Raw genomic sequence first — 12295 nt, forward strand, 5'->3', positions numbered from 1 at the left:
TTTCACCCGATCCGAGTTTCGGGCCTGGGTGACCCATCGTGTGCGGGCTAATGTCGAAGCCATGGCTACCGGCACATCGACGACGGCAGAACATCTCCGCGCAGCGCTGGACGGACCGTGGCGCACGGTCAGGGAGCAGGCGCGCACCCAGCTCGCCGGTGCGGAATTCACCGACGATCCCGAACTCGACATCCACGCGGCGAGAGCTCGCGTGCTCGACCAGATGCGGGTCATCGCGACCATGGGCTACCCCGAGCGTGGGTTCCGGCCCGAGAACGGCGGCACCGGTGATCCCGGCGGCGCGGTCGTCGGGCTGGAGATGCTCGCCTACACCGACCTGTCGCTGTGGGTGAAATCCGGCGTGCAGTGGGGACTGTTCGGTGGCGCGGTGGAGAACCTGGGCACCGAACGTCACCGTGACTTCATCAAGCGCCTGATCTCGCTCGATCTGCTCGGCTGTTTCGCGATGACCGAGTCGGGCCATGGCAGCGATGTCGCCGATCTGGAGACCACGGCCACCTATGACCCGGCCACCCAGGAATTCGTCGTCAACACCCCGACCCCGTCGGCGCGTAAGGACTACATCGGTGGTGCCGCGGTGCACGCGCGGATGGCCGCGGTGTTCGCTCAGCTGATCGTCGGCGGCGAGAGCAAAGGGGTGCACTGCCTGCTGGTGCCGATCCGTGACGACCTCGGCGCGGACCTGCCCGGCGTGACCACCTACGACGACGGTATCAAGGGCGGCCTGCCCGGCGTCGACAACGGCCGGATCGTCTTCGACCAGGTGCGGATCCCCCGCGAGAACCTGCTCAATCGCTACGCCGATGTGTCCGCGGACGGTACCTACAGCTCGGAGATCGAGAACCCGAGCCGCCGTTTCTTCACCACCCTCGGCACGCTGGTGCGTGGCCGGGTCAGTGTGGGTGGCGCGGCCGCGGCGGGCGCGCGGGTGGCACTGAGTATCGCCGTCCGCTATGCGTTGGCACGCCGACAGTTCGCCGACCCCGATACCGGTGAGGAGACCCTGCTGCTGGACTACCGCAGCCATCAGCGCAGGCTGCTGCCGCTGGTCGCGAAGTCGTTCGCGCTGGCCTTCGCCCAGAACGACCTCGTGCGCCGGATGGACGAGATCCAGCGCGGGGAAAACACCGAACCGAGCTCACAGCGGGCGCTGGAGAAGCGTGCCGCCGGTCTGAAGGTGGCTCAGACCCGCCACGCCACACGGGCGATTCAGGAATGCCGCGAAGCCTGCGGCGGCGCCGGCTATCTCACCGAGAACCGCCTGGTGACGCTGAAAGCCGATACCGATGTGTTCACCACCTTCGAAGGTGACAACGTCGTCTTGACCCAGCTCGTGGCGAAGGAGCTGCTCACCGCCTACTCCGACGAGGTCCGCGACCTCGACGCACTCGGCTGGGTGCGCTTCGCCGCCACCATGGCCGGTGACGTGGTGCGCAAACGCTCGGGCGTGCGGCAGCTGATCCAGACCCTGCGCGACCGCAACGACGAGTCCGTCGACGAAGGCGACCTGTCCAAACGCGACGTCCAGCTACAGCTGTTCGCCGACCGCGAGGACTACCTGCTGCGCACCGCCGCGCACCGGCTGCGCGCCCGCGCCGCCGACACCGGCCCGTTCGAGGCGTTCAACAATGCCCAGGACCACATCCTGGCCGCCGGCGCCGCGCACATCGACCGGCTCGTGCTCGAGGAATTCGTCGACGGCATCGCCACCATCGAGGACCCGGATGCCAAGGCGCTGGCCGAAACCGTCTGTGACCTCTTCGTTTACGCCTCGCTGGAGGAGAACCTGGCCTGGTACATCATGCACCGGTTCATGTCGGTGGAGCGGGCCAAGGCGGTGCGGCGCGGGGTGAACGAACTCGTCGACCGCCTGCGTCCGGACGCGCTGACCCTGGTGGAGGCGATGGGTGTGCCCGAGACGATGTTGCGCGCCGAAATGCTGCACGACGCCAGCGTTTTCGATCGTCGCTAGGCGGCGCGCCGGGCGTGTAGGGCATCGGAGATCCAGCACAGGCCGATCGCCATCGAGGCGGCCGCCGCCGCCCCACCGAGGACATCGGTGGGGCGGTGGTAGCCCAGCTCGGCCATCGCGGGGGTGATCGCGATCAGGGCGAGCACGGTGAGCGTCGCGACCGCGATCCGTGTCCGCAGGTCGGTCACCAGGCAAGCGAAAGTTGTTGCGACAGCCACCATGTGGACGGTGTGCCCGCTCGGGTAGGCGAGATGGTCGTCCAGCTGCCGATCCCACAGTGGTTTCAGCAACCAGGTGTTGACCACCAACGCGACCTCGGGAACCACCAGCATGGTCACGGCCCGCCACCACTGCCGGTGGAGCGCGAAAAAAGCACACGCGGCCAGGAGCAGCGCCACGACCACCGGCGCGTTACTCGGCGTGACGAGTACCTGCGCGAGGCCGGCGGAGACGGTGTTGTCCGGCACCACCGAATCCAGCTCGGTCGGGCCGCCGTCCGCGGGGAACGTCAACGGCAGCGATGCGGTCAGCGCGGCACCGGCGCCGATCGCTGCCACCCGCCCAGCGCAGGTACTACCGACACGGTCGATCACGAACGCGACGATAGCCGCCGTCCGGCGCCGCTCAGGCCGGACCGTAGGTGAGCACCGCCGTGACCAGGAACCACAGCACCCACACGATGGCCACGATCATGCCGAGAGCGAGGGTGATCCGCAGGAACGCCCGGCCGAAATCGAGATCGCCGCCGACCCGCGGATACAGCTTCCACGGGCTGTACCACGGCGCGACCATGCCCCGGGACTGCGCCTGGCGTTCGAGCTCGGCCTGTTGCTCGGCATAGGACTCCGCGGCAGCCTGGGTGGGCCCGCCGTGCCACAGCGTCACGTCGATCGGGCCGAGGAAGCCCTCGTTGAGCAGATCCTGTGGCGCGGGCAGGAACGGCAGGATGCCGAGGCCACGAAACGCGATGGCGACGTCGTTGGCCGTCCAGAGGTTGTGTTCCTTCTCGGCCAGCAATTCGAAATACATCTCGAGCCGTTGCGGGTCGTCGGTGACGATCACATCGAAGCTCGGGTCGCTCCAGCCCTGGTGCACGTCGATCTGGGCGCCGGGCATCGGCACGATCAGGCCGAGACCGTGCACCGCGCGCTGGCCGAGCCCGCGCGCGGCGAGATAGTCCTGCAGGGCGAAGGTGTGATCACGCGAACGTTCCAGCGGCGTCGATTTCTCCGCGCCCGCGAACTGGGCGAGTTCGCCGGAGACCATCCACGGACCGTTGAGCGGGATCTCGAGCACGCCGTCCTGCGGGGCGGTGAACGTCTCCGCCTCGATGATCACGCAACTGGTCGGAGTCCAGACCACCGCGTCGAACTGATGCAGCCGATCCTGGTGGAACAGGCTGCAGTTGATCGTGGCGACGCCGTGCGGGCTCGCCGGGTCCTTCCACGTGCGCAACCAGTCGATCAGTGCCGCCTCGGCATCGCTGCCTGCCGCATTCTGCACGCGCACGAGCATGGAGACCGCCCTTCGTTGTGCCGAGAACCGTTGGCGTACATCGTAGCTCGATCAATCCTGTTCGGCGGCGACCGTGCCCGCGTCCACGGCGGCGACGAGGTCGGCGTGATCGGCCTCGGTGCGGTCGGCGTAGCGCACCGCGAAGCGGGCCACCGAGTCCTCGAACCGCTCGTCGTCGTCATCGTCGGTTTCCAGATACCCCGCCAGCGCGCGCGGGTCGAGGGAGCGAGCGTGTGCGCGGGCCAGCAGGGCGCCGGCGAGGCGGCCGTAGTCGTCGAGATCGTCGGCGGACAGTTCCGCCGGGTCGATGCTGCCCTTGAGATTGCGGAACTGACGCACGATGAAGGGCAGCGACTCGTCGAGTTCGACGGTCGTCCAACCGAGCAGGATGTCGGTCTCGGACTGCACGGTCCGCGCGCCGACCACGATCCGTTCACCCTCGTGCCGGGGCTCGGTGGGCGGCAGGAACGGCGCGAGGGCGGATGGGCGCGCCTGCTTGACCTGCAACACCACCGCCTCGCCGTCGTTGCCGTGCAACAGCGCCACATAGCTGTGCAGGCCGACGCTGCCGGTGCCGACGATGCGGAACGCGACATCGGAGACCGCGAACCTGGCCAGCAGGTTGCGCCGGGATTCCCGGATGGTGCCCGCGTAGCGTTGCAGGCCGTCGATCACGGCTTCCGACACCGGCGTGTCGACCGCGGTCAGCACGGGTGGATCGCTGACGAAACGGTGTTTGCGGATGTCGGTCTCGTGGTCGTCGAGGTGCTCGGTCCACTTCGCCACCACCTTGGCGCTGGTGTTCTTGCGCGCCTTCTTCGCGGCCTTCTTGAAGTCGTCGAGCAGGTCTTCGGCTTTGGCACTGGTGAGGATCGACTCGTCGGGCAACGCCGTCCAGGACTGCATGAACGGCATGTCGGCCAATTCGCCGACGGTATGACGGTAGGAACGGGCGGCATCGCGTGCCGCGCGCAGGCAGTAGTCCTCGTCGACGGCGCTCTCGCGTCCCGCCAGCACGAGGCTTGCCGCCAGACGCTCCAGATCCCACTCCCACGGGCCCATGACCGTCTCGTCGAAATCATTGATATCCATCACGATCTCGCCACGTTGAGTGCCGTAGAGGCCGAAGTTGGCGGCGTGGGCGTCACCACAGATCTGGGCGGCCAGACCACTGTCCGGTCCGGCGGCGAGGTCGGCGGCCATCAGGCCCGCGGCGCCGCGGAAGAAGGTGAACGGCGAGGCGATCATCCGCCCGATCCGCAACGGGATCAGACGTTCGATCCGGCCACGGTTGCTGATGTCGATGAATTCGCGCACCGTCGGCCGATCGGGGCTCGCCGCGGCACGGTCACGCTCGGTGACAGGCACCCGCCGCCGGGCAGCCCGGCCACGCTCGCGGGCGTCCTCGGCGGAGACGTAGGAACGCAGATCAATACCACTGTCGGACACGATTGCCGAGGTTAGCCGGTTGCCGCGCGCCGGGCAGCGTGGCGCTCGGTACACAGCGGAGTTGACGGCGTTTCGGCGTGGCCGGATGGCGCCGGACGGGGTCGGTGCGGTAAGCAGGGGCGTGGCAACCGAATCAGGAACGCCGGGCACGCACGACACCGAAACCGGTGGCGTGTTCAGCGACCGCATCCTGACCGTGCCCAACGCGCTGAGCGTGGTGCGGTTGATCGGCATCCCCGTCTTCCTCTGGCTGCTGCTGGTCCGCCACGCCGACGGCTGGGCCTTCGCCTTGCTGATCGCCAGCGGCTTCACCGATTTCCTCGACGGCAAACTCGCCCGATTGCTCGATCAGTCCTCGCGTCTGGGAGCGCTGCTCGACCCGCTCGTCGATCGGCTCTATCTGGTGACGACCCTGGTGGCCTTCGTTGTGCGCGGCCTGCTGCCGTGGTGGCTGGCAGTGATCTTGATCGCACGCGATCTGGTACTCACCGCGACCCTTTCGGTGTACAAGCGGCGCGAACTACCCGCGCCGGAAGTGATCTACCTGGGCAAAGCGGCCACTTTCGCGCTGATGTCGGCGCTGCCGTGGATATTGACCGGGGAGATGGACTGGGCGGGGGCGAGTTTCGGGTGGGCCTTCGGCTGGGCCCTGCTGATCTGGGGCACGGCACTCTACGTCTGGACCGGGCTGCTCTACGCGGGGCTCGCGGTCGCGGTCGCGCGATCGATACCGCCTGTGCCGCACCGGGGGAGCTAGTCGATACTGTTGCGTGCAACGTCGACGATGAAAGGACGTCCAGTGACCCGGACCCCTGAGGAACTGCGCTACACCGAAGAGCACGAATGGGTGCGGCGGACCAGCCCCACGGCGGTCCGTGTCGGCATCACCGATTACGCCCAGTCACAGCTGGGTGACGTCGTGTTCGTCCAGCTGCCCGATGTCGACAAAGACGTGACCGTCGGCGACAGCATCGCCGAGGTCGAGTCGACCAAGAGCGTGTCCGACATCTACGCTCCGCTCACCGGCAAAGTCGTTGCGGTGAACGAGGATCTGGTCCAGACGCCGGAGACGCTCAACGAAGATCCCTACAACGAGGGTTGGCTGTTCGAGCTCGCGTTCGACGACGAGGCAACCCTCGATTCCGCCCTCGGTGAACTGCTGGATGCAGCGGGTTACCAAGGAGTTATCGGGGGCTGACTCAGCCTTCACAGTTCTCCCTGCACGGGCACGCCCCGGCAGGGTACGGTCAAAGCCAAGCGGATACGTCGGGGAATCGACGCCGGGATCTTTTCCTGGCGATGTGATCGCGCCGGTCGTGTCGCCGAATACAGCACCTGCTTGCATGGATAATCAGGTTCGAGGAGGAGAGAAACGGTGAGCGAGAACAGGGACCCGGGTTACGGGGAAACCGCGGCCGAGACGACGTCGGTCTTCCGCGCGGACTTCCTCAACGAGGTCGACGCGTCGCGCTCCGCAGAGCCGACCGGCGAACAGCCGGTTCAGGGCGTCGAGGGCCTGCCGGCCGGTGCGGCCCTCCTGGTGGTCAAGCGTGGCCCGAACGCGGGCTCGCGTTTCCTGCTGGATCAGCCGACCACTTCGGCCGGCCGCCATCCCGACAGTGACATTTTTCTGGATGACGTCACGGTCAGCCGTCGGCATGCCGAGTTCCGTCAGGACGACGACTCGTTCCAGGTCGTCGATGTGGGCAGCCTCAACGGCACCTACGTCAACCGGGAGCCGGTGGACTCCTCGGAGCTGCAGAACGGCGACGAGGTCCAGATCGGCAAGTTCCGGCTGGTCTTCCTGACCGGTCCGCGCACGCAGGCGAACGAGTCGGCGTCGGGCGCGGGGTCGCGATGACCCCAACGGTACTGGTGCCCGTAACGGGCACAGTGCTGTGACAGGGGCGGCGCAGTGGGCGCGCGGAGGGATGTCGATCGGCTCCGTACTCGACCTACTGCGACCAGATTTTCCTGATATCACCATCTCCAAGATCCGGTTCCTCGAATCCGAGGGCCTGATCCGGCCGGAACGGACACCGTCGGGATACCGGCGGTTCTCGGTGGCCGACTACGAACGGCTGCGTTTCGTGCTGACCGCGCAACGCGATCAGTACCTGCCGTTGAAGGTGATCAAGGAGCAGTTGGAAGCGATCGACAGTGGTGCGGCGACGTTGGGCGTGCGTGAAGCGCGCGCCCGCGCACACTCCCACCACGGCTCCGCGGAGGCCGGGCACGGTGTGTCCGGCTCCGCGGAGGCCGATACCGAGGCGACGAGCCCGGCCGCGCCGCGCCGCCTCGGCATCGTGACGGGCGCGATCACGCCCGAGGAATTGCGCGTCGACGTCGGCGTGCGGCTCACGAGGTCCGACCTGCTCGCCAAGGCCGACATCGACGACCGTTTCCTCGACGATCTGCTGCGCGCGGGACTCATCGTCCCCGGTGCGGGCGGATTCTTCGAGTCCGATGCGGTCACGCTGGCACACGCGGCGAAGGCGATGGCCGAATTCGGCCTGGAGGCTCGTCATCTGCGCGCCTTCAAACTCGCCGCCGATCGCGAGGCAGCGCTGATCGCACAGATCGCCGCGCCGATCGCGAAGAGTCGCGATGCCGATGCGCGCGCTCGCGCCGAGGAGACCGTGCGCGAACTCGCGGCGCTGTCGCTGAACCTGCACGCCGCATTGGTCAAAGCCGCGGTGCGCACAGCCCTCGGCGGCTGACACACCCGGCCCGGTGATCAGGTATCGCCCCGGCTACACACCGATTTCGGCGCGAACGTCTTTCTTGCACGCCCCAGAATTCGCCTAGACTCGTTGATACGGCGAGCTGTGCAGCTGTCGTGCCGGCCGGCGGCCGAGTATGGGAGGCAGGACTTACTCATGAGCGAGATGCGTGTCATCGGCATCCGTGTCGAGCAGCCACAGAACCAGCCCGTGCTGCTGCTGCGGGAGGCTTCGGGGGAGCGGTATCTGCCGATCTGGATCGGGCAGGCCGAGGCCACCGCGATCGTGCTCGAGCAGGAGGGGGTCACGCCGATCCGTCCGCTCACTCACGATCTGATCAAGATTCTGATCACCGAGCTGGGACACACACTCAAGGAAGTGCGGATCGTGGATCTGCAGGAGGGCACCTTCTACGCGGATCTGGTCTTCGACGGCGACCTACGGGTCTCGGCGCGACCGTCGGACTCGGTGGCGATCGCCTTGCGCGTCGGGTGCCCGATCTACGCCGAAGAGCCGGTGCTCGCCGAGGCGGGCTTGGTGATGCCCGACGAACGCGAGGACGAGGTGGAGAAGTTCAAGGAGTTCCTGGAGTCGGTCTCACCCGACGACTTCAAGGCGACCGACAGCTGATCACGATCTTCTAAACCTTAAGTAGAGGTCCAGGGAATCGCGGCGTTTGGTGCTTGGTGTGACAACACCGCAGGTCCGACAATGGCAGGAGTAACCTCGAAAGTCGGGCAACATCCGTCGTGACTCCGACCCGAGAACGTCGGCAGAAGGAGCGATCAGTGGAAGAACAAACGCAGGATGTCGTACAGCCTGGCTTGTTCCCGGACGACTCGGTTCCGGACGATCTGGTCGGCTACCGGGTGCCGAGCGCGTGTCAGGTCGCCGGTATCACCTACCGTCAGCTCGACTACTGGGCCCGGACCGGGCTGGTCGTGCCGTCGATCCGTGGTGCGGCGGGATCGGGCAGCCAGCGGCTGTACTCGTTCAAGGACATCCTTGTCCTCAAGATCGTGAAGCGGCTGCTGGACGCGGGCATCTCTTTACAGAACATCCGGATCGCCGTCGATCACCTGCGCAGTCGTGGCGTGGGCGATCTGGCCGGGATCACCCTGTTCTCCGACGGCACCTCGGTGTACGAGTGCACCTCACCCGAGGAAGTCGTCGATTTACTGCAGGGTGGCCAGGGAGTCTTCGGGATCGCCGTCGGTGGCGCCATGCGTGAGCTGACCGGCGCGATCGCGGACTTCCCGGCAGAACGAGCCACCGCCATCACCGACCGCCCCGAAGACGAGCTCTCTTTTCGACGCAAGGTGAGGGAGAACCGGAAAACCGGTTAGTCGTGCCGACCGGCCGTCTCGTCTCCACTCGGCCGCGTTTGCCGCCCAGCCCCGCACCTGAATCCGGCCCGAAGGCGCGGAGAGGCGCGACAGTGATCAGCACTACACCCCCGGCGGGCCCCTGGTGGCGCGACCGGGGGTTCGCTGCATCTAGAATCGGTGGTGCGTCGCCGCCGTGCGGGAGAGTCCTCGGTTCGTGAGAATCGGGGCGCCGAAGGAGCAGCACCTCCCCGTCAATCTCTCAGGCAACAGGGACCGCACGGTGATTCGACGCCTCTGGAAAGCGGTGGCATCCGGCTGCCCGCCCACGGGGAAAGGGGCACGGTCTTCCCGTTTCGGGGGCCGGGTTTCCGAATCTCTCAGGCGCACAGACAGAGGGGGAGGGCTGGTACCCGTCGACCATGAGGTCGACCCGCCCGACCTGGAGCTGCCGTGACCCGTTCGTTCGCCGACCGCCACATCGGACCCGATTCCGGCGAACTCGCCCGGATCCTCGCGACCATCGGCGTCGAGTCCCTCGACGCGCTCGCGACCACGGCGTTGCCCGCCACGATCCTCGACGAGTCCGGCCTCGGCGCGCTGCCCGCGCCCGCCTCCGAGCACGAGGTGCTCGAGGAACTGGCCACGCTGGCGCAGGCGAACACCGTCGCCACCTCGATGATCGGTCTGGGCTACTACGACACCCTCACCCCGCCGGTGCTGGTGCGCAATCTGCTCGAAAACCCCGCCTGGTACACCGCCTACACCCCGTACCAGCCCGAGATCAGCCAGGGCAGGCTCGAGGCGCTGCTCAACTTCCAGACCATGGTGTCGGATCTGACCGGTATGGACGTCGCCAACGCCTCCATGCTCGACGAGGCCACCGCCGCGGCCGAGGCGATGACGCTGCTGCGCCGCGCGGGCAAGTCCAAGTCGAACCGGCTGCTGATCGACGCCGATCTGTTCCCGCAGACCAAGACCATCATCGGCACCAGGGCCGAGCCGCTCGGCATCGAGATCATCGAGGCCGACCTGTCGACCGGGGAGCTGCCGGAGGGCGAGTTCTTCGGCGTGATCGTGCAGACCCCGGGCGCCTCGGGCCACATCGTCGACTGGACCTCGCTGTTCGCCGCCGCCCACGAACGCGGCGCACTGGTCGCCGCCGGCGCCGATCTGCTCGCGATGACGTTGAGCACCCCGCCCGGTGAACAGGGTGCCGACGTGTGCTTCGGTACCACCCAGCGCTTCGGCGTGCCGATGGGCTTCGGCGGCCCGCATGCCGGTTACCTGGCCGTGCGCACCGCCTTCGCCCGCCAGTTGCCCGGTCGCCTGGTCGGCGTGTCCGTCGACGCCGACGGCGCGCCCGCGTACCGTCTGGCGCTGCAGACCCGTGAGCAGCACATCCGCCGCGAGAAGGCCACCTCGAACATCTGTACCGCCCAGGTGCTGCTGGCCATCGTCGCCGCGATGTACGCGAGCTACCACGGTGCCAACGGCCTGCGCGCCATCGCGCGCCGGGTGCACCAGCACGCCGCTGCCGTCGCGACCGGTCTCGGTGGGGCCGTGGTGCACAGTGCCTTCTTCGACACCGTGCTCGCCCACGTGCCCGGCGGCGCGGAAGCGGTTGTCGCCAAGGCGAAGTCGAAGGGCATCAACCTGCGCCTGGTCGATGCCGACCACGTCGCCATCGCCTGCGACGAGGCCACCACCGACGCGCATGTCGCGGCCGTCGTCGAATCCTTCGGCACCGCACTGACTCCCGACGCGGGCGCAGGCGCCGAGCCCGACGCGATCGAGACCCGCACCTCGGACTACCTGACCCACCCGGCGTTCACCCGCCACCACACCGAGACCGCCATGTTGCGCTACCTGCGCGCGCTCTCGGACAAGGACATCGCACTGGACCGCAGCATGATTCCGCTCGGTTCGTGCACGATGAAGCTCAACGCGACCGCGGAGATGGAGCCCATTACCTGGCCCGGTTTCGCCCGCCTGCACCCCTTCGCGCCCACCGAGGACACCCCCGGCATCCGCACGCTGATCGCCGACCTCGAGCGGTGGCTGGCCGAGATCACCGGCTACGACGCGGTGAGCCTGCAGCCCAATGCCGGTAGTCAGGGCGAGTACGCGGGCTTGCTCGCGATCCGCCGCTACCACCTCGATCGCGGTGACGACCACCGCGACACCTGCCTCATCCCGTCCAGCGCGCACGGGACCAACGCCGCCTCGGCGGCCATGGTCGGTATGCGCGTCGAGGTGGTCAAGTGCCGTGCGAACGGTGACGTCGACCTCGACGACCTGCGCGCCAAGATCGCCGACCACGCCGACCGGCTGGCCTGCATCATGATCACCTACCCGTCCACCCACGGCGTCTACGAGCACGAGGTCGCCGAGTTGTGCGCGCTCGTGCACGATGCCGGCGGCCAGGTGTACGTCGACGGCGCGAACCTCAATGCCCTTGTCGGCCTTGCCCGTCCGGGCCGGTTCGGCGGCGACGTGAGCCACCTGAACCTGCACAAGACCTTCTGCATCCCGCACGGCGGCGGCGGACCCGGCGTCGGCCCGGTCGCGGTGGGTGCGCACCTGGCGCAGTACCTGCCCGGTGACCCGCTCGAAGCCGGTTCGCACGCGGTGTCGGCCGCGAACTACGGTTCCGCGTCGATCCTGCCGATCACCTGGGCCTACATCCGGATGATGGGCGCCGAGGGCCTGCGCGCGGCGACGCTGACCGCGATCGCGTCGGCCAACTACATCGCCCGCCGCCTCGACGCTCACTTCCCGGTGCTCTACACCGGCGAGAACGGCATGGTCGCCCACGAGTGCATCCTGGATCTGCGGGAGATCACCAAGCAGACCGGCGTCACCGTCGACGATGTGGCCAAGCGATTGGCCGACTACGGTTTCCACGCGCCGACCATGAGCTTCCCGGTCGCGGGCACGCTGATGGTGGAACCCACCGAGAGCGAGAACCTCGAGGAGATCGACGAGTTCATCGCCGCCATGATCGCCATCCGTGGTGAGATCGACCAGGTGGCGGCCGGGGTGTGGCCGGTGACCGACAACCCGCTGCGCGGTGCGCCGCACACCGCTGCCAGCCTGGTAGCCGAGTGGAACCACCCGTACAGCCGGGAGACCGCGGTGTACCCGCGCGGTATCGGCCATGCTCGTCCGAAGGTCTGGCCTTCTGTGCGACGCATCGACGGTGCGTTCGGTGACCGCAATCTGGTGTGCTCCTGCCCGCCGCTGGATGCCTACGAAGACTGACCGGTAGTCCTGACAACGGGCCCCGC

The 12295-nt window shown here is 67.6% G+C and carries 11 protein-coding genes and 1 riboswitch; of the genes, 8 read left to right on the forward strand and 3 right to left on the reverse strand.

Features of this window, described 5'->3' with window-relative positions; translation table 11 throughout:
• Positions 1-61 precede the first annotated feature (61 nt).
• On the forward strand, positions 62-1993 hold the full coding sequence (locus tag ACFVVI_RS27195; RefSeq protein WP_378991904.1) for an acyl-CoA dehydrogenase: 1932 nt from the start codon (positions 62-64) through the stop codon (positions 1991-1993).
• On the opposite strand, the gene ACFVVI_RS27200 is transcribed toward ACFVVI_RS27195, so the two are convergent.
• The 3 genes from ACFVVI_RS27200 to ACFVVI_RS27210 form a co-directional block, all read right to left on the reverse strand.
• Complete coding sequence (locus ACFVVI_RS27200) at positions 1990-2586, reverse strand: phosphatase PAP2 family protein (RefSeq protein ID WP_387447409.1); 597 nt, start codon at positions 2584-2586, stop codon at positions 1990-1992. The two genes, ACFVVI_RS27195 and ACFVVI_RS27200, sit on opposite strands and share 4 nt — an antisense overlap.
• Positions 2587-2617: 31 nt before the next feature.
• A complete protein-coding gene (locus ACFVVI_RS27205; protein ID WP_378991908.1) occupies positions 2618-3496 on the reverse strand; it encodes a nuclease-related domain-containing protein in 879 nt (292 codons plus the stop codon).
• Between the two features lie 63 nt (positions 3497-3559).
• Positions 3560-4957 carry a DUF2252 domain-containing protein gene (locus tag ACFVVI_RS27210; protein ID WP_387447410.1) on the reverse strand — a complete coding sequence of 466 codons (1398 nt, stop codon included), beginning with the start codon at positions 4955-4957 and terminating at the stop codon, positions 3560-3562.
• A 121-nt stretch (positions 4958-5078) separates the two neighbouring features.
• Between ACFVVI_RS27210 and ACFVVI_RS27215 the strand changes: the two genes are divergently transcribed.
• The 7 genes from ACFVVI_RS27215 (at position 5079) to gcvP (ending at position 12269) form a co-directional block, all read left to right on the forward strand.
• Positions 5079-5714 (forward strand): CDP-alcohol phosphatidyltransferase family protein, encoded by a 636-nt coding sequence (locus ACFVVI_RS27215; protein ID WP_378631208.1) that lies wholly within the window; start codon positions 5079-5081, stop codon positions 5712-5714.
• 27 nt (positions 5715-5741) lie between these two features.
• Complete coding sequence (gcvH, locus tag ACFVVI_RS27220) at positions 5742-6155, forward strand: glycine cleavage system protein GcvH (RefSeq protein WP_378631210.1); 414 nt, start codon at positions 5742-5744, stop codon at positions 6153-6155.
• A 177-nt stretch (positions 6156-6332) separates the two neighbouring features.
• Positions 6333-6818 (forward strand): FHA domain-containing protein, encoded by a 486-nt coding sequence (locus ACFVVI_RS27225; protein ID WP_101462719.1) that lies wholly within the window; start codon positions 6333-6335, stop codon positions 6816-6818.
• Positions 6819-6888: 70 nt separating this feature from the next.
• Positions 6889-7677: a MerR family transcriptional regulator gene (locus tag ACFVVI_RS27230; protein WP_378991911.1), complete on the forward strand. Its 789-nt coding sequence runs from the start codon at positions 6889-6891 to the stop codon at positions 7675-7677.
• Between the two features lie 159 nt (positions 7678-7836).
• On the forward strand, positions 7837-8310 hold the full coding sequence (locus ACFVVI_RS27235; protein WP_067446263.1) for a bifunctional nuclease family protein: 474 nt from the start codon (positions 7837-7839) through the stop codon (positions 8308-8310).
• 158 nt (positions 8311-8468) lie between these two features.
• Positions 8469-9026: a MerR family transcriptional regulator gene (locus tag ACFVVI_RS27240; protein WP_131816826.1), complete on the forward strand. Its 558-nt coding sequence runs from the start codon at positions 8469-8471 to the stop codon at positions 9024-9026.
• Positions 9027-9194: 168 nt separating this feature from the next.
• A riboswitch (glycine riboswitch) is annotated at positions 9195-9294 on the forward strand.
• A gap of 164 nt (positions 9295-9458) precedes the next feature.
• Positions 9459-12269, forward strand: coding sequence for an aminomethyl-transferring glycine dehydrogenase (gcvP, locus tag ACFVVI_RS27245; protein ID WP_387447411.1), 2811 nt, complete (start codon positions 9459-9461; stop codon positions 12267-12269).
• The last annotated feature ends 26 nt before the right edge of the window (positions 12270-12295 follow it).

This window comes from Nocardia sp. NPDC058114, assembly GCF_042884695.1.
In the GTDB taxonomy this organism is placed as follows: domain Bacteria; phylum Actinomycetota; class Actinomycetes; order Mycobacteriales; family Mycobacteriaceae; genus Nocardia.